Source organism: Thiocapsa sp. (assembly GCF_018399035.1).
Classification (GTDB): domain Bacteria; phylum Pseudomonadota; class Gammaproteobacteria; order Chromatiales; family Chromatiaceae; genus Thiocapsa.
In genome coordinates this window covers 912,884-936,134 of sequence record NZ_CP073760.1, presented here as the reverse complement: position 1 = coordinate 936,134, position 23,251 = coordinate 912,884, and the positions used below count along the sequence as shown (strand labels likewise).

19 protein-coding genes and 1 pseudogene are annotated in these 23,251 nt (G+C 64.6%); 10 read left to right on the top strand and 10 right to left on the bottom strand.

Translation table 11 applies throughout. The features are described from left to right. Nucleotides 1–501: 501 nt before the first annotated feature. From KFB96_RS04230 to KFB96_RS04220, 3 genes are all read right to left on the bottom strand, one after another. The gene (locus KFB96_RS04230; protein ID WP_213459282.1) at nucleotides 502–2,607 is read right to left on the bottom strand and encodes a TonB-dependent receptor; all 2,106 of its coding nucleotides are present in this window, start codon (nucleotides 2,605–2,607) and stop codon (nucleotides 502–504) included. Between the two features lie 166 nt (nucleotides 2,608–2,773). Then, the gene (locus KFB96_RS04225; protein ID WP_213501745.1) at nucleotides 2,774–3,229 is read right to left on the bottom strand and encodes a hypothetical protein; all 456 of its coding nucleotides are present in this window, start codon (nucleotides 3,227–3,229) and stop codon (nucleotides 2,774–2,776) included. Nucleotides 3,230–3,572: 343 nt separating this feature from the next. Further along, nucleotides 3,573–7,703: a response regulator gene (locus KFB96_RS04220; protein WP_213459278.1), complete on the bottom strand. Its 4,131-nt coding sequence runs from the start codon at nucleotides 7,701–7,703 to the stop codon at nucleotides 3,573–3,575. A gap of 302 nt (nucleotides 7,704–8,005) precedes the next feature. Here KFB96_RS04220 and KFB96_RS04215 point away from each other — a divergent pair, with 302 nt between their 5' ends. Beyond that, on the top strand, nucleotides 8,006–9,658 hold the full coding sequence (locus KFB96_RS04215; protein ID WP_213501743.1) for a DUF6399 domain-containing protein: 1,653 nt from the start codon (nucleotides 8,006–8,008) through the stop codon (nucleotides 9,656–9,658). A 262-nt stretch (nucleotides 9,659–9,920) separates the two neighbouring features. Here KFB96_RS04215 and KFB96_RS04210 read toward each other — a convergent pair whose 3' ends face one another. After that, complete coding sequence (locus tag KFB96_RS04210) at nucleotides 9,921–12,848, bottom strand: PAS domain-containing protein (protein ID WP_213501741.1); 2,928 nt, start codon at nucleotides 12,846–12,848, stop codon at nucleotides 9,921–9,923. Between the two features lie 191 nt (nucleotides 12,849–13,039). Here KFB96_RS04210 and KFB96_RS26340 point away from each other — a divergent pair, with 191 nt between their 5' ends. Beyond that, nucleotides 13,040–13,516 carry a hypothetical protein gene (locus KFB96_RS26340; RefSeq protein ID WP_300971285.1) on the top strand — a complete coding sequence of 159 codons (477 nt, stop codon included), beginning with the start codon at nucleotides 13,040–13,042 and terminating at the stop codon, nucleotides 13,514–13,516. Nucleotides 13,517–13,841: 325 nt separating this feature from the next. On the opposite strand, the gene KFB96_RS04200 is transcribed toward KFB96_RS26340, so the two are convergent. From KFB96_RS04200 to KFB96_RS04190, 3 genes are all read right to left on the bottom strand, one after another. Further along, nucleotides 13,842–14,345, bottom strand: a complete 504-nt coding sequence (locus tag KFB96_RS04200; RefSeq protein WP_213459268.1) for a hypothetical protein — start codon at nucleotides 14,343–14,345, stop codon at nucleotides 13,842–13,844. A 122-nt stretch (nucleotides 14,346–14,467) separates the two neighbouring features. Continuing rightward, on the bottom strand, nucleotides 14,468–14,851 hold the full coding sequence (locus KFB96_RS26335) for a DUF6399 domain-containing protein (RefSeq protein ID WP_300971307.1): 384 nt from the start codon (nucleotides 14,849–14,851) through the stop codon (nucleotides 14,468–14,470). A 1,575-nt stretch (nucleotides 14,852–16,426) separates the two neighbouring features. Then, the gene (locus tag KFB96_RS04190; protein WP_213459267.1) at nucleotides 16,427–16,780 is read right to left on the bottom strand and encodes a hypothetical protein; all 354 of its coding nucleotides are present in this window, start codon (nucleotides 16,778–16,780) and stop codon (nucleotides 16,427–16,429) included. Between the two features lie 234 nt (nucleotides 16,781–17,014). On the opposite strand from KFB96_RS04190, the gene KFB96_RS04185 reads away from it, so the two are divergent. The 3 genes and pseudogenes from KFB96_RS04185 (at nucleotide 17,015) to KFB96_RS04175 (ending at nucleotide 18,094) form a co-directional block, all read left to right on the top strand. Continuing rightward, nucleotides 17,015–17,278, top strand: a complete 264-nt coding sequence (locus tag KFB96_RS04185) for a PH domain-containing protein (RefSeq protein ID WP_300971283.1) — start codon at nucleotides 17,015–17,017, stop codon at nucleotides 17,276–17,278. Between the two features lie 130 nt (nucleotides 17,279–17,408). After that, nucleotides 17,409–17,582, top strand: a pseudogene (locus KFB96_RS26330) (DUF302 domain-containing protein); the annotation flags it as partial. A 308-nt stretch (nucleotides 17,583–17,890) separates the two neighbouring features. Continuing rightward, complete coding sequence (locus KFB96_RS04175; RefSeq protein ID WP_213459263.1) at nucleotides 17,891–18,094, top strand: hypothetical protein; 204 nt, start codon at nucleotides 17,891–17,893, stop codon at nucleotides 18,092–18,094. Between the two features lie 54 nt (nucleotides 18,095–18,148). Here the strand turns inward: KFB96_RS04175 and KFB96_RS04170 are convergent, their stop codons facing one another. The 3 genes from KFB96_RS04170 to KFB96_RS04160 form a co-directional block, all read right to left on the bottom strand. After that, nucleotides 18,149–18,511: a hypothetical protein gene (locus KFB96_RS04170; protein ID WP_213459262.1), complete on the bottom strand. Its 363-nt coding sequence runs from the start codon at nucleotides 18,509–18,511 to the stop codon at nucleotides 18,149–18,151. A 297-nt stretch (nucleotides 18,512–18,808) separates the two neighbouring features. Further along, entirely contained in the window at nucleotides 18,809–19,099 is a 291-nt protein-coding gene (locus tag KFB96_RS04165) for a type II toxin-antitoxin system RelE/ParE family toxin (RefSeq protein ID WP_213459260.1), read from the bottom strand. Next, nucleotides 19,096–19,356: a CopG family ribbon-helix-helix protein gene (locus tag KFB96_RS04160; RefSeq protein ID WP_213459258.1), complete on the bottom strand. Its 261-nt coding sequence runs from the start codon at nucleotides 19,354–19,356 to the stop codon at nucleotides 19,096–19,098. Before KFB96_RS04160 ends, KFB96_RS04165 begins: the two co-directional genes overlap by 4 nt. Nucleotides 19,357–19,747: 391 nt before the next feature. On the opposite strand from KFB96_RS04160, the gene KFB96_RS04155 reads away from it, so the two are divergent. The 5 genes from KFB96_RS04155 (at nucleotide 19,748) to KFB96_RS04135 (ending at nucleotide 22,940) form a co-directional block, all read left to right on the top strand. Next, on the top strand, nucleotides 19,748–20,182 hold the full coding sequence (locus KFB96_RS04155; protein ID WP_300971282.1) for a LexA family transcriptional regulator: 435 nt from the start codon (nucleotides 19,748–19,750) through the stop codon (nucleotides 20,180–20,182). 70 nt (nucleotides 20,183–20,252) lie between these two features. Beyond that, nucleotides 20,253–20,858 (top strand): HD domain-containing protein, encoded by a 606-nt coding sequence (locus KFB96_RS04150; protein WP_213459256.1) that lies wholly within the window; start codon nucleotides 20,253–20,255, stop codon nucleotides 20,856–20,858. 10 nt (nucleotides 20,859–20,868) lie between these two features. Next, on the top strand, nucleotides 20,869–22,134 hold the full coding sequence (locus KFB96_RS04145) for a Y-family DNA polymerase (protein ID WP_213459254.1): 1,266 nt from the start codon (nucleotides 20,869–20,871) through the stop codon (nucleotides 22,132–22,134). Between the two features lie 47 nt (nucleotides 22,135–22,181). Beyond that, nucleotides 22,182–22,412, top strand: coding sequence for a hypothetical protein (locus tag KFB96_RS04140; RefSeq protein ID WP_213459252.1), 231 nt, complete (start codon nucleotides 22,182–22,184; stop codon nucleotides 22,410–22,412). 54 nt (nucleotides 22,413–22,466) lie between these two features. Then, nucleotides 22,467–22,940, top strand: a complete 474-nt coding sequence (locus KFB96_RS04135) for a LexA family transcriptional regulator (protein ID WP_213459250.1) — start codon at nucleotides 22,467–22,469, stop codon at nucleotides 22,938–22,940. Nucleotides 22,941–23,251: the final 311 nt, after the last annotated feature.

Below are 23,251 nucleotides of genomic sequence, written 5' to 3'. Positions count from 1 at the left end.
TTAGGCGATCGCGTGGATTTTGCTACCGTAAAAATATTGTGTATATTCGCCCCATGGACGGCAACAGAGAGGCGACCTCGTCCGAGCGGCGCCGCAAGCTGCGTGAGGGATGGCGGGTGGTTGAGGGACCTGCGGCGGGTGCCCGACACGGGCGAGCCGTCGGCGCCGATGATTCCCGCGAGCGTTGCCCCCTGTCGAGATCGCGATCGAGGGCGCGGGGCCGGCGACCCGGCAGGGCTACTCGCGATGCCGGCAACATGGACGTCCAACGGCGTCATCGGCGGGACTGAGTGCATCGACCCGAGGAGCCGGCTCAACGTCGATGACGAAGGTCGCCTCGTCCCCTACGAAACCGACGAGATCGAGCCCCTGCTGCAGCGCAAACCTGCTCTACCGGGCCGTGATCCTCTGCATTCGAAACCCACGCCATTCCACCCCGGGTCGAGCAGGACTCAACCGGCGCGTCCGAAGACGACCACTCGATCGCATGGTCGCTCAACGCTAACCACCGAAGGGTAGGCTTAAGCTGAGCCGGACATCGCGCCCGGGACTGAGCGCATAGCCTTTGTAGGTGTCGAGGAAATCCCTGTACTCGATATCGAACAGGTTGCGCACCGCGAGGTCGACCCGTGCCGAGCGGTTGCCGAAGGCGCGGAAGGCAAAGCCCAAGTCGAGAGAGGTCAAGGTATAGGCGTCGGTCGAGGCCGTGCCGAACGGCAGAAAATCGAACTGCGAGAACGGCTCGCCCGGCGCCGCGTCCTTGGCGGCGGCGTGGAGCACGCCGAGGGTCACGTAGGGCTCGCGAATCGGTCCGCGCTCGACGAACCGATAGGTCGCCTCGAGCCGGAGCGAGTCGGCGGGCAGCAAGGGCAGATCCTCGTCGGTGCGGTCGTTGGTGCCTCGCACCAGGTCCAGGGTGCCGCCGAGCTCGAGCTGATCGGTCACCTGCCAACGCGCCTCCAGCTCGAGGCCGGTGAGCAGGGCGTTGTCTTGCCGATACGCGAAGATCGGCAGACCTTTGCGAGACTCGCCGGTATCTTGCAGGTAGATGTAGTCGTCGATGGCATTGCGATAGACCGTCGCACTGCCCTGCAACCGAGGTGTCTGCCAGCGTAACCCCAAATCGATGTTGGCGGACTTCTCGGGGTCGAGGTTCGGATTACCCTCCTGGATTGCCGCCACTCCGCCGTGCACACCGTCGGCATAGAGCTCGAACAGGCTCGGCGCCCGGAAACCGGAGCCGAGATTGGAGGCGATCGCAACAGCGTCGGTGAGGCGATACACCGCGCCGAGCGAGCCGGTGAACACCGAGTAGTCGTGAGAGTCGCGCCCGACGAAATCGACCGGGGCGCTGGTCTTGCCCGCATCGCCGGTGACCGAGTGCCAGTCGTGGCGCAGCCCCGCCTGCAGCGTCCAAGCGCCGATGTCCTTGCTCTCGAAGGCGAACAATGCCAGGTTGCCGACCTCGCCGCCGGGAGCGAGGACGGTTGTCCCGCGGGAGTATTGGATCATGTTCGAGTACTCGACCCCCAGGGTGCCGCCGTCGAACGGGCCCAGCGGGCCGTGAATGGCTTCGAGCCGAGCGGTATAGAGGTCGAGCTCGAGGTTGATCGTCCCGTCGTAGCCGGCGCTCAGAGGCTGTCCGGGAGTATTGGCGCGACGCAGGTTGTTCTGCCACGACAGGGTCGGCTTCAGCTCCCAGTCGGCGGCGAGCGGCATGGCGCCGCTGAGCTGGAGCTGGTCGTTGCGCAGCCACAGCCCGATGCCTTGGCCGGTCGGCAGCAGAAAGTTGTTTTCGTTGTTCCATTGGTTGAAGCGGACACCGAATTCGCCCAGGTCCGTCGACAGGCCCAGGCCGAACTGACCGTTGAGCTGATCGAAGTCGGTGAAGGGAAGCACCCCGGTAAACTTGGGATCACTCGAATTGCCCGACTCGGCGGCGGTCTCTGCGTTCGGGGTGTCGAGGTTGCCCGCTGAGCGGCTCATCACCCCGGCATCCAGGCTGATTCGGTCGCTGCTCGCCCGCGCCTTGGCACCTGCGTCCCACTGCCCGGTGTTGCTGTGGTAAACGAAGAGCGTATCCGCGCTCGTTGCGATTTCGCCCTCGGGCGTGAACACGAACGGCGGCGACTGCACATCGATCGCACCGCCCAGCGCACCCGAGCCATAGAGCAGACTGGATGCGCCGCGCACCACCTCGATGCGGCCGGCGAGAAAGGGATCGATGTTGGGTGGATGTCGCTCGCCGTACTGCTGGTAGTCGACGCCGATGCCGTTCGACAACACCTGGATCTGATTGCCGCTGAGGCCGCGGATCACCGGCTTGCCGACCTGGTTGCCGGCCGTGATCGAGGCCACCCCGGGCAAGGCATCCAGGGTCTCGCCAAGGGTAAACCGCTCACGACGGCGCAAGTCTTCACCGGTAAGGACAGAGATGTTGGCCGCCTGCAACATCGGATCGCCGGGCACCGGGACCCCGGCTGTGACCTCGATCGCGTCGAGCTCGACCACGACGTCTTCGTCGCTGATCGTCGGTTGAGCGATCGAGGAGGTGGACAGACTACCCAACAGCGGCGCGAGCAGAAGCGTGAGACTGGCCTTGCGCATCGTATGACGACCTCGTTCAACATCGGATGGGTGTGGACCGATTTAAGTATGTTATAACATAGTATAACTCTCGTGATCGACACACGACATGTGTTGGTGGGGCGAGCGGATGCCGAACCCTTATAGCCAGCGTCTGGATTCCCCGCAACCACGCCGCGCGGCCGGATCAGGAGGCCGTCCGGTGATTTCGCAGAATGGGACTTATGCAAAGCTCGCGGTCGAGCAGCCTTCCGCAGGTTAAGTCCGACAGGCTGCTCGCGATTACCCGCACGGGATGCCCCGCTTGAGAAAGCGGCATCATCCAGCCGCGCTGTTCCCGGAAATGCCCATGCTGCATCCTCAACGGAAGGACGGTTCCGCGCACTTGAGCATCGACGGCAGCGGCAGCGCCAGCGACCAACAGACGCAACGGAGATGGCAGCCAGGGCGTGGAGAACGCGAGCAGGGTGCCGACGATGGCGCGAAAGGGCTCCGGCGGTTGCTCGCGCACGGCGTCCGCGCGCCAGGCGTCCGCCGGGATGTTCGATAGCGCCTCGAGCACCCGCGCGCGGGACGCCGACGCGATCACACCGCTTGCCGCAATCCGAAGGCCCAAGACCGTCGACGCGAGCGTCCCCGACACCCCGACGCGGGATGCGATCCGGATCCACCACGACGCTGCGCCGGCCCCACGGAAAGAATCGGCCGTTCGCTCCTCGATAGATCGTTATTAGCAATCGATTGATATAACGCAATCGTCGTGAGCGATGATTGCCATCGCAACAAACGCCGCGAACGTCCGGCACTCGCAGGTATTGATGCTCGGAGGCGAACGCGATCGACTGAATCGGAAGATCCGAAACCGACGCCGTTCCGGAGCCCGGGCGGGTCGATTGGGGATCGACTTCCGGACCCCGGCTCGTGCCTTCCCGAGCGGGTGACCGTTCAGCCTACCCGAAATCCTGTGACGGCCAGCATCTCGCGGGCTATGTCTCGCACGCCCCGTCAATGTCGATGCGCACGCGGTTGCGGCCGGCCGCCTTTGCGGCATAGAGCGCGGAATCGGCGCGAGCGAGGAGATTGCTCGCGAGCTTGAGGCCGAAATCCCGGTGCGCGTCCGCGATGCCGTCGTCGTTCAGCGCCGTCTCCGCGAACTGCATGGATGGGATGGCACTGGCTACGCCGATAGTCACGGTCAGGTAGGGCGCGGTGTTGGATCGCTCATGAGGGATGCGCCGCGCTCGGACCGCCGCGCAGAGCTTTTCGGCGAGGGCCGCCGCTTGCTCAGGTGGTGTGGCAGGCAGCAGGATCGCGAATTCTTCGCCGCCGAAACGCGCGACGAGATCGCCTGCTCGGACTGCCGTATCGACGAAGATGGCGGCCACCTCGCGCAAACACTCATCCCCCTCGAGATGTCCGTAATGGTCGTTGTATGCCTTGAAATGATCGATATCGATCATGAGCAGCGAGATGAGCTCTTGGCGGCGGAAGGCATCTTGCCACGTTCGAGCGAGCTGCTCGTCGAGCGCGCGCCGATTGGCCAAGCCCGTAAGGGGGTCGCGCTGTCCGAGATCGCGCAGCAAGTCGTTTTGCGCCTTGAGCCGCAGGTGCGTCTCGATGCGAGCGCGCACCACGGGCGGTTTGATCGGTTTGCTGATGAAATCACGGGCACCGAGCGCGAGGGCTTTCACCTCCTTTGCGGCATCGTTCTCCGCAGTGACAAAGATCACTGCCGTCTCCGGATACCGGCTCTGGATCGCTCGACAGGTCTCGAAACCGTCGAGATTCGGCATGTTGGCGTCCAAGAGTACTAGGTCAACCCGGCTCTGCGCCAAGCGCTGAAGGGCATCGTATCCATCGGTCGCGAAGCGCAATTCGCCCAGGCCGTCCAAGGCCATGTGAAGGACCGGAATCGCCAAGAGATCGTCATCGACGATGAGGATGCGCGGTTCGGGCTGCATCGCCGGTGGCCGATCCGCGACCTGCAATCGGCGTGATCTCGTTGAATGCGGCTCCAGGATCGACAATGCCTCTGCGAAACGGCAGACGCGTATCGCACGGCGCAGCGCGGGCATGACCGTGTCATCCAAGACTGAAGCCAGTTCTTGCCGATGCGATTCGAACAGGCGCAGTGCGCTCAGGTCTTGATCCTGAAGTGCGCGGCTGAGTCGGCTCAGCACCTCGTCGATGAGGGCCGGCGAGACCCTGGATGCCTGTAAAGCTTCAGCGGGGTTGGACCGCCAGGGGATACTCGCCTCGATCAGTCCGGCAATTTGAACCGCCAATGCATCCAGGCGTGCATCGAGATCCGATTCTCCGTTGCGGATGGCGGATTCGAGCGCGGAGGCCGAGCGCATCAGGTCCATTGCGCCCAATTGCCCCGCATTTGCACGTAGGGTGTGCATGCGTCGTGCGGCGCCGTCGCGCTCATCGCGAGCCAGATCAAGCCTGGTCAGGGGGATGAGGTCACGATTCTGCTCGGCGAAGGTCTCCAACAGGCTCAGGAATAACCCCCGATCGGAACTGGTCCCCGAGACGGCGCTTGGCTTATCGATCCCGGCGATGATCGGAAAATCGCCGATAGCACCCTGGACGATACGCTGCCGGCTGGCTGTTCGTTTCGTTTCGATCGATGATCCGCCATCGGTTTGGATTCGGTCGTCCGCCTCCGATCCTGCGTCGCCGGGGATCCAACGCATGAGGCAGCGCGTGAGCTGCTCGAGGTCGATCGGTTTGGGTAACACCTCGTTGACCCCGGCGGCCCGGGCGGCAGCTTGCTCCTCGGCCATAACTCCCGCGGTGACGGCGATGACGGGGAGCTCATGCAAATGCAGATCCTCACGGATCAGACGTGTAGCCGTCAGTCCATCCATGACCGGCATCTGAACGTCCATCAGGATGGCATCGATGTCACCCGCACCGTCCTCGAGCCACTCGATCGCTTGTCCGCCATCGTCGAGAAGGGTCGTCCTCGCGCCCTCGATCCGCAACATCCGTTCGATCAACAACCGATTCATCGCGCTGTCGTCGACCACGAGGTAGTGACGACCGCTCAGCCGCGGCATCTGCGGTTGATCCGAGGCATCGGCCGCGCGAAGCTCGGTGCGCTCTGCCGCACCACGGACGACCGCAAGCTCGAACCAGAATTGACTGCCGTGCTGGATCTGGCTGTCCGCGCCGATCGTGCCGCCCATCAGATCGACCAACAATTTGCTGATGGCGAGACCGAGACCGGTCCCGCCGAATCGGCGGGTGATCCCGGTGTCCGCCTGCGTAAATGGCGTGAAGAGTCCGGCGAGGGCCTCGGGGGCGATACCGATCCCCGTGTCTCGGATCTCGAAGCGAAGTCTGACCCGATCATCGTCATCCGGCCCATGCTGGACCAGGATGCTCACCGAGCCCTGCTCGGTGAATTTGATCGCATTGCCCACCAAGTTGCTGAGGATTTGCTCGATGCGCAGAGCGTCGCCGATCAGTGTGTCCTCGAGTGCGGGCAACACCTGGATGCACAGGTCGATCTTTTTTTGCCGTGCGATCGGGTGATGGAGACCGTCGATCTTCGACAGGAGCGTGCTCAGATCGAATGGATGTTGCTCGATGGCGAGTTGTCCGGCCTCGATCTTGGATAGATCCAGAATGTCGTTGACGACACGCAGCAATGAGGTGCCGGCGTCTTTGATCCGTCCGAGGAGGTCGTGCTGGGGGTCGGTCAGCGACTCGTAACCAAGCAGTTGAGCGACGCCGAGCACCGCATTGAGCGGCGTGCGGATCTCGTGGCTCATGTTGGCCAGAAAGGCGCTCTTGGTCCGCTCGAGTCGTTCTGCCTTCTGCTTTGCCTGGAGCAGCGCCAGCTCTGTTTGATGGCGTTGCGTGATGTCGACGAAGGTGCCGATGACGACGTCATCGAGCGGGAGAGCGCTCATCTCGACCCTGCGTCGGCTGCCGTCCCGACATGTGATCTCCCAATCAATGGGCTTGACGAGAGACTTGTCGGCGATCGCCGTGTTGAGATTTCGCTCCAGACGGCCAAAGACCTCCGCGCGGTACGCCGGATCCGGACTGGTCAGCTCCGACAAGGTTCGAAGGGTCGGAATCTCCGAGATCCGATAACCGAAGACGGCGGTAAAGGCGTGGTTGACGATCGTCAGCGAGGCATCTCCGGCAAGGCGCGCGACGATGACCGGAATCGGCAGGTTCTCGAGCACCCGTCGGAGCTCGGCCTCTTTCGCGGCCAAGCTCTGTTCGGCGAGCTTGCGCTCCGTGATGTCGGTCAGGACGCCTTCCCAAACCGTCGATCCATCATTGCGTGTTCGAGGGATGGATTCGGCGGTGATCCAACGCACCTTCCCGTCGACAACGACACGGGTTTCCCCGTAAAAGGGTTGTTTCTTGCTGAATGCCTCGACGTTGAGCTGAACCCAGGCGTCGAAGTCATCGGGATGAACACAGGCAAAGCCCTTGAGCGGGTCTTGCCGAGCCTCCTCACGGTTGAGCCCGGTCAGCTCGAGAAAACGCGTACTCATAAACGAAAAGTGCGCCAGCGCGCCATCGGAAGGCTGGACCATGGTGTAGGTTCCAACCGGAATATTCTCGGTGAGGTCGTAGGCGGTCTTTTCCAATGACTCGCGCGCGGCGCGCAGATCCTCCTCGGCTTGCTTGCGTTCCGTGATGTCGGTCAAGGTAATCAGAAGCTCATCGTCGAGAACGACGGCCTTGATCAGCACGTCACGGTCGCGACCATCTTTGCATCTGATCGCGAGCTCCATGGACTCGATTTGTCCCGCGGTCTCGATTGCACGCGCGAGGGCTGCATCCCAGACGGAAAAGACCTCGCGTCGATAGACGTCGTCCGGATAAGCGAGCAGTGCCCAATCCGCGACCGTCGGGATGTCTTCCAGGGTATAGCCGAATTGGCGAACGAACTGTTCGTTGATGAAGGCCAGCTTGCGTTCGGCGTCCAGTTTATGAATCGCAATCGCGATGGGCAGGCCGTCGATCAGACGTTGCAATTTCAACGCAGGTGCCGGAGTCGGCAAGATCTCGCGACCGCCTGAATCGACGATCTTTTGCTTGATGCCGTCGAATGGCGAGCCGCCGAGATACTTGTCGGAGTTCATCCGAAGAATATCCGCATGCTTATGGATTGCGACGGAGGAGAATGTCCGGCTGACATAGAAGAGCCCGTGCGATGAAAAATGGAGCTCGTCGCGAAGTCGATAATCCTCGACCCGGCCTTGATCATCGGTTGGTCCAAAACGGAGTGTTTCGGTAGGCGATCAAGCGCCCTGAAGGAGTGGCAGGAGCGCCGGGGAGGCGTACCCTTGGAAGTGCAAACTGACCGAGGGAGATGCCGTTGTCCGATGCCCCTGCCTGTGTCGACTCTAGTGCAGATCGACGCCCCACGCCAATCCATGATCGCTTGGATCGCGCCAATCATCTGCATGCGGTGGCGCAAGCCCAGCAGGATGGGCAGAGTCAACGCGCGGCGGTCAGCGGCGCCGGCGTGGCGCGCAGCACCCTGCGTCACTGGAACGCGCCCCCTGCGATCGCGGCACCGGCGGCGCTGGCGGCCTTCGTCGAGACGCCCGAGGGCGTGGTGTGGCTGCGCCGGATCCTGGTTGCCGCACACTGGAGCATCAGCGAGCAGGGCGGCGCGGGCGTGCGCGTGGTCTGCGACTTTCTCGAGCGCAGTGGACTGTCGGCGTTCATCGGCGCCTCCTACGGCGCGCAGCAGGCCTTCCAGACCGACTTGGAGGAGCAGATCGTCACCGCTGCCACCGAACTGCGCGGGACGCTGGCTCAAGCCATGCCCCATCGCACACTGAGCATCGCCGAAGATGAGACGTGGAAAGACGGCATGCGTTTGGTGGGCAGCGATGCGGTCTCGAACTTCATCCTGCTCGAGCACAGGAGCGATGCGCGCTCGGCGGCGGCCTGGACGCAGGCGCTCGAGGATGCGCTCGAGGGGCTGAATGTCACGGTAGTGCAAGGCACCAGCGATGAGGCCAAGGGGTTGTTGGCGCATGTCGAGCGTGATCTGGACGCACACCATTCCACGGACCTGTTCCATCTGCAGCATGCGGTGAGCCAGGCGATGAGTCTGTCGCTGAAGCGCGCCGAGCAGCAGGCGGAGACGGCGGAGGCCGAGGCGAAGGCGCGCTGGCAAGACGAATGCGCCGCCGAGCAGGCTTATCATCGGCGCCGCCACGGCCCCGGGCGCCCGCCGGCATTCGCCGCGCGCATCGACGAGGCGCTGAGCGCCTCCGTCCAAGCCAGCCTCGCGCGCGAGCAGGCCCACGCGCACCGCGCCGAGGCCAAAGCCCTGATCGGTGCTTTCAGCGAGGTCGATCATCCCTACGAGATCCAACAGGGACAGGCGCAAACACCCGAGCAGTTGGAGGCGCGTCTGGGAACGCTGTTTACGCGCCTGGAGGCGATCGCCGAGGAAGCGGATCTGTCCGAGCGCCTGCGTGCACATCTGGCCAAGGCGAAGCGCTTGACCCATAGCCTCGTCGCCACGCTGACCTTCTTCTTCATGATGGTCAACACCCGGGTACAGGCGCTGGACCTGGCACCGGCGATCGAGCAGGCGATGCTCGACGACCTGATCCCGGCGCTCTATCTGGAGCGCGTCGCCGCACGCAGCACCCGCGCCGAGCCGCGTCATCGACTCCGGGCACTGAGTGCGCAGCGTCTCGCCCCGCTGCAGCAGCCCTCGCACCCGATCCAGTCGCTGGATCTGCAGACCCGTCACCATCTCGAGCAGGTCGCCGGGGAGTGTGCCGATCTGTTCCAGCGCAGCAGCTCCTGTGTCGAGGGACGCAACGGCTTCCTCGCGCTCTATCAGCATGGGCATCACCGACTCAGCCCGCGCAAGCAGCAGGTCTTGACCGCCCTACACAACTTTGCGATCAAGCGGCCCGACGGCACCACGGCCGCCGAGCGCTTCTTCGCTCAGCCCCACCCATCTTTGTTCGACCAGGTGCTCGAGCGCATGCCCTGGCCCGCCCGACCGGCGCGACGACGACCGCGCCCGGCAAGGCAGCCGTACCTCGTCCCTGTGGCGGCTTAGCAACAGTGGACCAATCGATGATCAAGGCCCTCGACCCGATAGCGGTAGACGAGGATGGCCGCCGCCACAGGATTGGGCGAGTGGATGGAATGATCCGGTCGACCGAGCAAGAGAGGCAAACAGCAGCATGATATCGGCCCGGACTCCATGAAGAGGCATCGCCGACCAGATTAAGCGAACGGAATTCCGCTATACAGTAAAGAAATGTAAATCCGTCATGGCGTCATCGGATGCCGCTCCGAACCTCGGGCGACGACCTTCGTCAGTCTCGGGGTCCGCCGACGGACTGCGCGATCGCGGCGCGAAGCGCGCCGTGATCGATGGGTTTGCGCAGCACCAACGGCGCATCCGGCAAGGCCTCGAGCGAGAAGGCCGACGGGGTTTGGCCGGTCATCAGGATCACCTTCAGATCCGGAAACGCTTGCGCCAGCGCGGCGCACAGGGCAGCGCCGTCGAGAACGGGCATCGCCAGATCCGACAACACCAGGTCGAAGTCGGCATCGCGTCGCAAGCGATCGAGGGCGTCTTGGCCATTCTCGGCGAACGAGACCAGCATGCCGTCCAACATCAGCAATCGCCCGACCGAGTCCCTGACACGCGGGTCATCGTCGACGACGAGAACCCGCAGCAGCGGCTTGGTCGAAGGCGCGTTTGACGACGCTGTCAGGTCGAGCTGCTGGGATTCTTGGTGGTCGATCGGCATCAGGAGACGAAACTCGGTGCCCCGACCGACCTGCGAGGAGACGGCCAGACCCGCACCGGAGCGCATGACGAACTCCTGCACCATGAACATGCCGAGCCCATGCCCGCGTTGTTTGGCCTTGGTCGAGAACAGCGGCTCGAAGAGCCTCTCCAGGACCTCGTCGGCCATCCCGCAGCCGGTGTCGACAACGCGGATCTGGACGTACTCGCCCGGATCGAGTCGACCGACCGCCAGCGGAACAAGGGCGTCCCACGCGACGGTCCGTGCGGCGATCAGCAGATCCCCGCCATCGGGCATCGCATCGCGCGCGTTCAGGACGAGGTTCAGCAACGCGGCCTGGAGGAACGCGGAATTGCTCATGGCCGCGAGTCCGGGCTCGAGATCCAGATTGAGGTTGATCTTGGCCGGGAGGAGCTGTCTCAGGATCGTCACCAGCTCGCGAATCGTCTTCTCGAGCGCCACGCTCTCCGGCACGATGCCGCCTGCGCGACTGAGCGAGAGCATGCCCGAGGTGACGACCTTCGCTTGACCGAGCGCACTCTGGGTCTCTTCGATGACCTGTGCCACCTCGGGGTCGCCCTGCTCGCCGCTCAGGATGGCTTCGAGATAATAGAGGTTGGCGTCGATCACCCCGAGCAGGTTGTTGAAGTCGTGCGCCACGCCGCTCGCGAGATGACCGATGGTCTCGCGCTCCTTCGCGCCGATCAGTGCGGCCTGAAGTTGCTCCTGCGCCCGATACCGCTCGGTGATATCGACATCCGTGCCACGGTATCCCAGCAGCCTGCCGTCCTCGGCGACGACCGGAGCACCGTTGGTCAGGACCCAGATCGTCGAGCCGTCGGCACAACGCATGGGATTGACGAGGTCGGTGAAGTGATCCAAGCGCGCGAAACCCGACATGACATCGGCCTTGACGCTGTCCCGCAACAGCTCGGGCACCAGATCGAAGCAGTGCTTCCGGTCGACCAGCGCCTCGCGGCGGTAGCCCCAAACGGCCTCGACCGCCGGACTGAGATAGGTGTAGAGACCTTCGGCGTCGACCTCCCAGCTGACGATCCGGCTCTGCACCGCGAGCTGGTCATAGCGCCGGTTGCTGTCGCGAAGCTCCGAGTAGATACGGGCGCGCTCGAACGCGCTCACCAGGATGCTGGAAAAGACTCGCAGGAAGCGGACCTCCGCCTCCGACCAGTCCCGCGGCGCCTGCACCGCATCGAAGCCGACGAAACCGATCAGGCGCTCATCCTGCAGCAGGGGCACCAGCAGGACCGACAGGATCGCTTGGAACTGCAGGGTCTCGCGCTCCATGGCCCAAGCGTCCGGGAGCTCCGCCACCCGCGGGACGACAACGGTCTGTCCGGACTCGAGAAGCTGCCTCGAGGCGGAGAAGTGCTCGATCGGCATTTGCTGCGAATGCCCGATCATCGGCTCGATCCCCGGGGCGGCCCACTCATGGCTGTTGCTCATGGTGTCGGCAACGCGATCGACTCGAAACACGTAAGCCCGATCGGATCGGGTTAAGCCGCCGAGCCGCTCGAGGGCTCGGTTGACCAGGGGGTCGAGATCCTCGTCGTAGACCTCGACGAAGGCCGAGGCCAGCTCGAGCAGCTCGTGCTCGAACGCCTCGCGCGCGATCAACTCGAGCTCGGCGTTTTTACGCTCGATGATGTCCTCATGGATACCGACCATGCGCAGCGGCCGACCGTGCGCGTCGCGCGCCGAGACGCGCCCCTGATCCTGAACCCAGATCCAACGGCCGTCGTCGTGCAACATCCGCAGCACGCAACGGTATTGGTCGGTCTCGCCGCCGAGATGCCGCGCGACCTCGCTCTCGGACCTCGCGAGATCCTCGGGATGACAGAACATCTGCCAGGTCTCGATCGTGGTCGGCTCGAGATCCTCGAGGCGGCGGCCGATCATCTCGGCCCAGCGCGGATTCAACGTCAATGCATTCGTGACGAGATCCCACTCCCAGGTCCCGATCTGTGTCCCGGCGATGATGTCGGCGAGACGGCGACGCTCCTCCGCGCCCTTCAACCGCCCGTCGGCCGGCGCGACGATGAGATCCTGCCGGGTGATGCCGGCCCCGGCTTGCGGGTCTTGGTGCGGCCTTTGCGATGCCGCCTTGACGCCCCTCTGCAGGATTGCGGGAAGATCCTTCACCATCCGGGACTTGGAGACCGCCCCGAGGACCTCGATTCCGGTCGAGCGGGCGATGCGTCGCGCGGTATCGAGCAGATCGTCGCCATGTCCGGAAAGGAGAACGAGGGGAATCCCGGGGTGGGTCTCCGACAGCCAGTGGATGACATCGATGCCGTTCTCCCGGCCCAGACCCAGATCGAGGAGGACAAGCTCGGGGGAATCGGACGCAAGCGCGGCCTTAAAGGAGGCGATCGACACGTGGAAATCCACGGCATGCCTGAACCGTTTCAGCAAACGCCCCAGAGCGGCCTCGATTCGAGGATCGTCATCGAGACAGATCAAACGCATGGTGACTCCTTTCGGGACAAGACGCCGATCCCGACTGCGCGCCTATTCTCGGGCGATGGCAGTGCACCCGGCGGAGTCAAAGCACTTCGAGACAATGGGCATTAGGCCAAGCCGACCTCGATTGCTGCAAGTAAAGATTCGTGAAGGGCTTACCTGATTAAACCGCGTCTCCGCAAAGGCCGGAAAAATCCTTGAGCCTTGCCGTCGAATCCGTCGGCGAGCGCTGCGACGAGGATCCGGTCGACGATGATGTCACCCTCTACACCGCCATCACCGCTGAGCAACTGGTATCGCAGATCCTCGCGAGTCATGAGTCCGCGATCGGCCACCGCTCGGCGCACGGGTGCGCGAGAATGCGGGGACCGTCGAAACTGCAGGAGACCAACGCGATGAACCCCAATCTCCACCCGGTCGGGCGCCGATGGCTGCGCGAGGGCCACCACGGCGGCGCTCGTGCCCTGCAGGGCCTGGCGCTGAACCTCGATAACGGGCGTGACTGGCCAGTGGACATGGGGCAGGTCTGCGGGATGTCGGACGAGCACCGGGCCGCGGCGCTCTCGATGCTCATGGACGATCGGAACCACGGGGAACCGAACGAGGCTTTCATGGCGCGGTGCCGGGAGATCGCGACTGAGCGGCGCGAGCAGCCGCAAACCGCTGGGAATTGATGTGGGCGGGCAGTCCAAACGTTCGGATGGAGGTCCCGGAGACTCCTCGGGATCCTCCGATCATGAGCACTTCATGCGGCGCGCCATCGCATTGGCCCGTCGGGGCTCGGCAGCGGGCCTTGGCCATCAGGTCACGCAGATCCTCGAACCGGTAAGTCGTACCGCCGATGCTGTGACGACACCTCGACATCGGATGTTGCCGATGTGCAAAAATGTTGAGCCTAGGCATCGCGCCTGGCATTCCAGGCTCGCGGCGGTGGCTTCTCGTCTTTTCGCGCATCTGCGACCCGCGCAGCTCATTGTTTATAAAATGCGCGCGCCTAACTTAGCGCCATTCGTGGCCGTACCCGTATTCGAACACCTGTCCAAATTGCGGGGTTCGCATGTACGGTTGCATTTGGCTTAAATACCTGTTTTTAAATAACCCATACGCTCTCCTGAAATCCGGGAGAGCCCCGATCTTAAGCAGTTGGGTAATAAAAGATGGCACTTGCCTGAACCCCGTCAGCGCTTGGAAGCCGTCCGCTAGTTTAGTCGCAAACCGGCGACCAACCTCTTTTTTGATCAACTTGACGACCAGCTTCTCAAGATCATCGCTCAAGCGATGATAATGAATCAGATCATTCCTTCCCTGCTGCGCCCGTCCCAGCACTTCACTGGGCACAATGCGAACAGACATTTCCATTATCTTTTCTTCTTCATCACTGACCGTCAGCTGTATATTCACACTCAGACAGTTCATCTGCCGGATCAGCTTTTCCCGCTCTTCCGGAGAACTGTTTGCTGTCAGTCGCTCGCCGTGCCGCTCCATATCCATGATCGTCTTCACTAGACTGGAATCGATCTTCGGAAAAAAAATATTCAAAAAGCGATAAAAAGGGAGCAGCTTTTCTGTGGAAACAGTGGGCCTTGTTCATTATCCCGGCCACCGCCATCAGGCCGCGACCGGCATCAGATAGGGCAGTTTCGGCGGGCGTGGCCGTCGGCGTCGCGGTCGCGGCGGCAGGGCACACGCAGTAGTAGCTCCTCGAACAGTGCGGGATGTGTCCGCCCGAAGAAGCGCTCGGCGGCGGTCGTGCCGTCGGGACGGCGGATGTGGAAGTTGTGCACGGCGGTGAGCGCGGCGAGCCTGCGGTCGCTCAAGCGATGACGCCCGTGATGATGCAGCGACAGTTGGCCGTTGCGTCCTTCCACACAGGAGCTGCTGCGTTGGAACAGATCGGCGCAAGCGCCGGCGACCTGTTCGACCCGAGCGCTGTCCTCGGGCGCGAGACGCTGCAGCGGATGATCGGCGCGCCGCAGGACGTCGAGCAACGCGGTACTCGCCGCCTGCACGCGGTGTCGGGTCTCGGCCGCGGTGCTGCGGGCGGCGACGCGCTTCGAGGTAGATGCCGGGGATGAGCTGCTCGAGGACCGCCGCTTCCAGCTCCGGGGATAGTGCGAGGGCCTCGACCCTGGCGGTCACGGTGGCGAAGAAGAACGCGAGCGTGGCGAGCCACTGCACGGTCAGGCGCTCGGCCTTGGCGAGGCGTTCGCGAGCGCGCTCGGGCAGCTCGGCGGCCTCGGCCAATCCCTTCAGGCGCGTCCAGACGTCGGTGAAGCGCGCCGCCACACGCTCCACCGGCTGGGTCTGTCCATCCACCGGATCATACGGGTGATACAGCACGCCGAGCTCGCGGATCAATGCGCGCGCCTCGCTCTGCCGCTCCCGTGCGCGGTCGCGTTCGGCTTCCACGGCGACCAGCGCGCTCAGGGCGGCGCCAATGCGGGTCTCGAAGTCGGGCGGACGCCCGAGCGGGCGCGGCACGCGCGCCTCGAACGCCTGCTGCGCCGCGCGCTCGGCCTCCCAGTGTCTCTGCGCGGCGGCGACGCCGGCTTCGGCCTGGCGCAGATCGCGCGCCAACGCCAAGGACGTGGCTTTGGAGACCTCGTGTTGGCCGTGAAAGAGGTCCGGGGAGTGGTGGGCACCGAAATCCGCCTCGGCATGCCGACGCAGCGCCTTGGCCTCGTCGGCGGTGCTCTGGATCACCTCCACGGCAAGCCCCGTGCAGGCGTCCTGAAGCGCCGCCGTCCAGGTCGCCGCGGTGCGATCCGCGGCGTATTGCTCCAGGACAATGAAGTTCGACACCGGCTCGATGTTGACCAAGCAGATCCCCGGATGAAAGGTTTCGTCCTCGCACACCGTCACCGCACGCGCCGGCATGCCCTCGGCAAGCGCCGTGCGCTGCTGCGCGGCCACCGCGACCACGGCCGTTTCCAAGGCGACATTCAGCGCATGCTGCGCGCCGTCGCTGACCCCGACGAAGGCCGACAGTCCGCTCAGCTCCAGGAACTCACTCACCAGCCGGGTGCCGCCCGCCGCCCGCAAGGTGATGCTGAAATGCGCCGCCAACACCAGCCGATGCAACCAATCGATCCCCTCCGGGGTGCGTGCGAAGGCCGTCAAGCCCGTCGGCGGATCCCCGCGCGGAACCTCCCCGCACCAGTCGCGCAAGGTGCTGCGCGCAATACCCATCTCGGTGGCCACGGCGCGTTGCGTCTCCCCCGCCGCCAGCCGTGCTTCGGCCGCCGCGATGTGCTCGGCTTGCTCCAAGCGTGTGCGTCGCGTCATGAGCCGATGCTCCGGCCCGGTCTCGAACGTCCGGGTAGCGCAGCGCCCGCGCTTGGTCTAAAGTCACTCTCGGCAGGATCTTCGAACATCTTTTCGAACCCTCGGTTAGTTTGCACTTCCAAGGGTATGAAATTTCGTGGGTCCTGCCAAATCCCCGCACATCCGTCACCAAGCCCCGGACTCGGACTTGGACGGGCTTATGAACAACGCCGAAACAGTGTTTGCGCTAAGATAAATCGGCGAGAAGAGAATCGGATCGGCATGCAACAAAGACGCTTTGTGGGTCATATCATCGGCCCTCAAGTATTACATAAGTGAAGTGGGCTCCAAGACCAGGACAGGATGATCGTGGCCGCGAAGCCGTAGCCGCCGCCAGCGGTCGGAATCATCGACGACAGCTCGGCGAGCGAGAAGACCATGGCGGTATACATGGTTGCCATCAGCATCGTGGCAATCAGCAGGCCACCCCAGCCGCCCTGCCCTAGTCCGAAGTTCCAACCGGCGAAATCACCCGAGATGACATAGGCCACGCCGAGCCCCGCGAGCAGAACCCACCCCGCCGCGCCCTGTTTCAACTGCCGATGCTCGAAATAGGACGAATCGACCTTCTCGTAGTCGGCCCCATGGACATGTATAGCGGCTTCTTCAGACACGTGCGATACCCCGCAGAGCGACTACAGCGTAGAGGACATGATCGGTACGGTCTCGGGGTTGAACAGAGACGGGCCGAGGCGCGGTGTCCCGACATGCGCGTTCCCCAAAGTATCGACAGCTGCAACCTGACAATGCAGCGGACGATTGATCTAGGGCAATCCGCTCCAAATCGGTGCCGACATCCCGGCTCGGCACAAGCGCTTCTGGCCCGACCACGGTCATCTCCGCTCGGTTTGCCGAGTCCGCAGGAGTCGCTGAGCAGGATCGAGGCCAAGAATCGGCCGGACAGGCAAAGCAAGAAGGTCGAGTATCTGTCGATCCCCTACAAGAGCGTGGTGCGCTTCTCGGTGACGTCGGCCGGCCACTTCGACCTGGATGCCGAGCCCAAGCTCCGGACCTCGGGGATGTCGACGCCGGTCCAGAAGACCTTCAGCACGGCGGTCAACCTCTACGAGGTGCAGGCGTTGCTGGCGGAGTACGTCGGCTGCAGAGGGTGACGGCGGTTGTCTCTGCCCGCCGCGCCGCCACCTTGTTGTCGAGGACGTGCACGGGGTTCGCTGCCGCTGTCGTGTGCGAGCGTCCCGCGCAAGCGTGATCCGAGTACCCTCAACCCTTTGGAGCAACCCGATGAGTTATGCCTTTGGCGTGGAAATCGACCACCCTTTCGACGCGGCGGTAGAGCGCGTCGTGGCCGCCCTGGCGGCGGAGCATCTCGGGATCGTCAGCGACGTCGATGTCGCTGCGATCCTGAGAAAAAAGTTGAACGAAGAGATCGGCGGCTATCGCATCCTGGGGGCCTGCGCGCCGGGGCTGGCCAGCCGCGTGATCGGCTCTCGGCCCTCGGCGGGGCGCTGCTGCCCTGCAACGTCGTGGTTCGGGAGGTGTCGCCGTCACGCACGGCCGTGGATTTCATGGATCCGGTTCCCGTGCTCGCCTTGGTCGAGGACGTGGTGGTCGATCGGGTCGCCGCCGAGGCGCATGCCATTTTGGAGCGGGTCGCTACGGCACTGCAGGCGTAACGCGGACGTCCGGGCAGTTGCGCGCGGCCGGCATGGCGCTCTGCGGCGAAGGGGCAACCGATCGGCATGCATCCTTGAGCAGAGAACGCCATGCTCGGTGACGTGATCCGGACCGAGCGACTCGTCCTGCGGCCGATCGGTGTCGAGGATCTGGCCCTGGTTCAGACCGCGGCCGGGCGGCGCGAGGTGGCCGATACCATGATCTCCATCGCACATCCGTTCTCGTCGCAAGACGTCTTGCAGGCGCTGTTGCGGTCGGAGTGGTCCGACACGGTCGGTCCGCCTGGTTGTTGACCGCCCCGGTCTCGGGTGCGTTATGCTCCACGAGGACTCGGTGCCGCTCTGCGCTCAGCGCACGGAAACCGTCAACGCGAATGGCTCATCGCTGATGGAGCGCATGAGTTGGCCGACGTCAATCCGATAGGTTTTCTTCTCGGTCGTGAAGCTGTATTGATCCCGCCCGTCGACGAGGCCGGAGACCGAGAACATAACATTACTGCCCTCGACCGAGACGTCCGCACGTTGGCCCGCCCCAGTTCTGAGCTCGTAGCAAACAACGTCATCCGGCGGAGCGATCCCGCGAACGGTGCCCGAGTCGTGCCCCCGCTTGAACTGGATAGGCTCGCACGATTGGGCTTGGGCGGTGCCGGCGGCAGCGAGGAGATGGATCGCCGCAAGGCAGGCGAGCCCGAACAGCTGTGGTGTCTTCATGATCCCTGCTGGCGAAACGTCGCGGTTGGAGTCACGGAACAGACAACATACCGTATGCAGGCGAAGATTTTCCAGCAACCTCGACCTGGATCGGCGTCGGGTCGAGATCATGAGCGCGTTAGGCCGGATCGCCCTCGCCCCCCCGGAGCGCATCGACCTGAATGCACTCGCCTCTGCGCCGGGTCTCGATGGCGCGCCGGCGGGACAGATCGAGGCCGCCGTCGCCGCCAGTCGCGCGGGGTCAGCGGCAGACTCGCCGCCGGCGACGATGCCTATGACGCGGCTGTGCTTTCGGGCTCACTCATCGAAGTGATCCGGCCACTGCCGGGCACCGTGATAGACACGCAGGATTTGCAGCTGATCGCCGCTGACCTGGTAGGGAGCGATGTAGGCGGTTCCGGGGATGGCCAGCTCGCGCGTGCCGGGAACGCGGCCGGGCCTGCCGATGTGCGGGGTGTCCTCGAGGTCCGTGATGCGGCGGCGAAGACGTTTCAGCAGAGCACGCGCCGCGTCCGGGTTGTCGCTGGCAATGTCGAGAAAGATCTCCCGCAGATCGTCGCGCGCCTGTGGTGAGAAGACGATCTTCATGCATCACGCGTGCGCGCTGTCTGCTCGATCAGTGCGTCCATTTCCTCCATCACCGCCTCGAACGGGATGCCTTCCCCACGATCAAGCGAGGCTTGCGCCTGCTTGATTCCCTCGAGCTGCCAGGACTGGGCCTGGATGTACTGCTTGAGCGCATCCTCGATCACCCAGTTTCGGGACCGATCCATAGCCTCCGCGAGGAAGGCGATTTGCGCGGCGACTTCCGGGTCGGTGCGCACGGTGATGGTGCTTCCGGCCATGCGGGAACCTCATGTGTTTGTATTGCACGCTTTTGCAATCATGGCATGGAAGATCAAGGAAAAACAAGCAAATGCCATAAATCAGGCATCTTGCCTCCACCTCGCCGCAGCCTTTCCGGGTACCCGGATCCATTGCTTCGCGCTCTTGCGCACCATCAGCCACGCACCATCAGCCAGGGCGAGATCGCGTCGATCCTGGACCCCGTCGCGGGTCGAATCACCTATCGCCAAGGCCATCTGCATCGCGACCCCTAAAGCCCGGCCGTCCGGCTTGGCCCGCCCCCCCCCGCATGCGCTATCATGACTGGACGTTTATACAGCTCCGGTCATCCGTCATGCCTCGATCCGACGTTGCCGCCTGCGCCCTGATTGCGCCGCAGGTTCATCCGCTGTGTTCGGCACACCGATGATCGTGTACGCCTGCACACTCGCCCCGCTCCCCTGCCCGCTCCCGCTCTTCGGCGCGCGTATCCCGGCCGGCTTCCCCTCGCCGGCCGACGACGATCTGGAAGGCGCCATCGATCTGAACGAGCAGTTGATCCGGCATCCGGCCGCGACCTTCTTCCTGCGGGTGCAGGGGGACTCCATGACCGGTGCGGGGATCCGCGACGGCGATCTGCTGGTGGTGGACCGCTCGCGCGAGGCCAAATCCGGGTCGATCGTGGTGGCGGCTGTCGATGGGGAGCTGACCCTGAAGCGCCTGAAGATCGAGGGTGCGCGGGTCTGGCTGGTGCCCGAGCACCCGGACTATGCGCCGCTGGAGATTCAGGGCGAGATGGGGCTGGTGGTCTGGGGCGTGGTTGCGCATGTCGTGCATTCGTTTTGAGCCGCGCGCGCGTGCGTCAGTCACTGTCGCGGGGCAGTGCTAGTCTGGTGCCTTTGCCGAGGAATTACCCATGACACCCTTCGCGACCCGTTTCGACGCCGCTCTCTGTCTGGCCGCGCAGGCTCACCAGGGGCAGGTGCGCAAGGGCACGGCCAATGGCTTGGGGCTGGCGCTGCCCTACGTCACCCATCCGGTCGCGGTCGCAACGCTGGTGCAGCGCTACGGCGGGGACGCCGACCAGATCATCGCCGCGCTGTTGCATGATGTGCTCGAGGATGGGGGAGAACACTGGGCGGAGCCGATCGCGACCGAGTGTGGCGCCGAGGTGTTGGCGCTGGTGCGCTTCTGCACCGATGGCGTGCCGGATGCGGCGGGGCACAAGGCCCCCTGGCGCGAGCGCAAGGAGGCTTATCTGGCGCATCTGGCCCAGGCCACGGGGCCGGGGCTGCTGGTGTCGGCCTGCGACAAGCTCGCCAATCTGCAAGCGATTCACTTGGACCGCGTTGAATGTGGCGCGGTGGTCTGGTCGCGCTTCAGCGCCGGGCTTACGGGCGCGCGCTGGTACTACAAGGAATTGGTCGCGACCTTCGCCGGACGCGTGCCGGCGGCGCTCGACCAGGCGCTGAACCGCGAGTGGCAGGCAGTGGAGGCCCTCGCCGCCGTGGATGGGCCGTGAGGTGCCCGGCATGTTCGCCCTGGTCGACTGCAACAACTTCTATGCCTCCTGCGAGCGACTCTTCCGGCCGAGCCTCGAGGGGCGTCCGGTGGTGGTGCTCTCCAACAACGACGGCTGTGTGGTGGCGCGCAGCAACGAGGCGAAGGCGCTCGGCATCCCGATGGGGGCACCCTACTTCAAGTACGCCGAGGTCCTGCGCCGGGCCGATGCCGCGGTCTTCTCCTCGAACTATGCCCTCTACGGGGATCTGTCGCGGCGGGTGATGCAGGTGCTGGCGGGGTTCGCCCCGCGCATCGAGGTCTATTCGATCGACGAGTGCTTTCTGGATCTGGCCGGGGTCCGGGATCCCACCGCCCTGGGTCTGGAGATCGCCCGGACCGTGCGGCGCTGGACCGGCATCCCGGTGGCGGTCGGGATCGCCCCGACCAAGACGCTCGCCAAGCTCGCCAATCGGCTTGCGAAGAAGGGTCACGGCCCGGCCGGTCCGGTGCTCGATTGGTCGGTGCTGCCGGACCCCGACGCCGTGCTGGCCGCGGTGCCGGTGGAAGACATCTGGGGCATCGCCGGGCGCTCGGGGGCACGCCTGCGCGCGATCGGCATCGCGGATGCCCTGGCGTTGCGTGAGGCGCACCCGCAGCGGTTGCGCGCGTCCTTCGGCGTGGTGGTCGAGCGCATTGCTCGGGAGTTGCGTGGGCAAGCCTGTCTGGCGCTGGAGGAGGTGGCGCCGCCGCGCCGGCAGGTCATGGTCTCGCGCAGCTTCGGTGCCGCGGTGACCGCGCCGGCCGAGCTGCGGGCGGCGGTCACGGCGTTTGCGAGCCGAGCCGGGGAGAAGCTGCGGTCGCAGGGGCTCGCCGCCCCGGCGCTGACGGTGTTCGTGCAGACCAACCCCTTCGATACGGGCCGGGCGTTCTACGCCAACGCCGTGACCCTGGGTTTCCCGGTGCCGACGCAGGACAGCACGGCGCTGGTGCGGGCCGCGACCCACGGGGTCGAGCGGCTGTTTCGCGCAGGGGATGCCTACCGCAAGGCCGGGGTGCTGCTGCCGGATGTGGTCCCGGTCGGGCAGGCACCGGCGGATCTGTTCGCCGAGGTCGGGGAGGAGGAGCGCGCGGGGCGCCGTATGGCGGTGCTGGATGCGGTCAACCGCAAGTACGGGCGCGAGACCCTGCGGTTCGCGGGTCAGCTGTCGGGGTCCGGCTGGCGGCGCCGTTCGGAGCGCGGCTCCGGGGTCTCGACGACGCGCTGGTCGGGGTTGGCAACGGTGCGCGCGGGGTGAGCCGGACGCGGTGTTCGAAACGGATCACGGGATAGTCGAGGGGGATCATGCGCGTCATGTACCTGGCAGGACCTCTGTTCACCGAAGCCGAACGCGACTGGCACCGCAAGACCAAACGCCTCCTGCTCGAGCAGGCGATCGTCAATGCCATGGTCGAGATGGCGTGCGACGCCATCGTGAACACGCAAACGGCGCTTTCAGGAGCGGTGTTCGGGGCCGAGCGTGTTCTCGATATCGGCGGAGACGTGGGCGAATCAGCCGCTATTGGGCGCGCATGATCGCGGTTCTGCGGCTAAACTCACCGATTACACTCTCACAGCCCGGAGATCGCGATGGACGATGTGTTGCAACCGATTCGTAGACAGCTGCGTCCCACCTGGCACCCCGACTTGGAGCCGCTCGACCCGAGCGAGGAGCTCACCGTCGAGCTGCCGCTGCTCGGCTTGGTCAGCGCCGGTCAGCCGGTCCTCGCGGTCGAGGAGCGCGAGACCCTGACGGTCCCTGCCCGTCTGGTGAAGCGGCATGCGGCCGAGCGTAGCTTTGCGCTCTATGTGCGCGGCGACTCCATGACCGACGACGGGATCGACACGGGCGATCTGGTGGTTGTGGAGCAACGCCCGACGGCGGAGAACGGCGAGACGGTGGTGGCCCGGATCGATGGCTACGGTGTCACGCTCAAGCGCTTCTATCGGGAGCTCGACGGGATTCGGCTGCAGCCGGCGAACGAGGCCATGGACCCGTTGGTGTTCGTCGAGGGAGAGGTGGAGATCCTCGGGGTGGTGTCGGGGGTGGTGCGGGCCGGGTGAGCGTGGTCGTCGCGGGATGTTCGAATCAGGGACCGGTTCTAAAAGGGGCCTCGTTCACAACATCGGCCGATAAGGTGAACGAGCGCATTCCGGAAAGGGGGCGAGCGAAGCGAGAAGTCCACCGAACCGCGCGCCGGCGCCGCTGGACTGCGCTGCGCGTGTCCAGCTTACCGCTCCGATCGGCAACCTGGACTGGCTTCTATCCAAGGCTGCGGCGTCTGACCGAAAGACCGCGGACGATCTTGCGGAAAGGTGCCGACACTGCGATCATTGACTCGGCGGAGACAAACCGTGACCACGACGCGCACCGA

Excerpts from the sequence above, each read along its gene's own strand:
- KFB96_RS04230 (WP_213459282.1), bottom strand. The coding sequence starts at position 2,607 with ATGCGCAAGGCCAGTCTCACGCTTCTGCTCGCGCCGCTGTTGGGTAGT.
- KFB96_RS04135 (WP_213459250.1), top strand. The coding sequence starts at position 22,467 with ATGGACGATGTGTTGCAACCGATTCGTAGACAGCTGCGTCCCACCTGG.
- KFB96_RS04145 (WP_213459254.1), top strand. The coding sequence starts at position 20,869 with ATGTTCGCCCTGGTCGACTGCAACAACTTCTATGCCTCCTGCGAGCGA.
- KFB96_RS04140 (WP_213459252.1), top strand. The coding sequence starts at position 22,182 with ATGCGCGTCATGTACCTGGCAGGACCTCTGTTCACCGAAGCCGAACGC.
- KFB96_RS04160 (WP_213459258.1), bottom strand. The coding sequence starts at position 19,356 with ATGGCCGGAAGCACCATCACCGTGCGCACCGACCCGGAAGTCGCCGCG.
- KFB96_RS04220 (WP_213459278.1), bottom strand. The coding sequence starts at position 7,703 with ATGAACTCCGACAAGTATCTCGGCGGCTCGCCATTCGACGGCATCAAG.
- KFB96_RS04175 (WP_213459263.1), top strand. The coding sequence starts at position 17,891 with ATGCTCGGTGACGTGATCCGGACCGAGCGACTCGTCCTGCGGCCGATC.
- KFB96_RS04170 (WP_213459262.1), bottom strand. The coding sequence starts at position 18,511 with ATGAAGACACCACAGCTGTTCGGGCTCGCCTGCCTTGCGGCGATCCAT.
- KFB96_RS04150 (WP_213459256.1), top strand. The coding sequence starts at position 20,253 with ATGACACCCTTCGCGACCCGTTTCGACGCCGCTCTCTGTCTGGCCGCG.
- KFB96_RS04210 (WP_213501741.1), bottom strand. The coding sequence starts at position 12,848 with ATGCGTTTGATCTGTCTCGATGACGATCCTCGAATCGAGGCCGCTCTG.
- KFB96_RS04165 (WP_213459260.1), bottom strand. The coding sequence starts at position 19,099 with ATGAAGATCGTCTTCTCACCACAGGCGCGCGACGATCTGCGGGAGATC.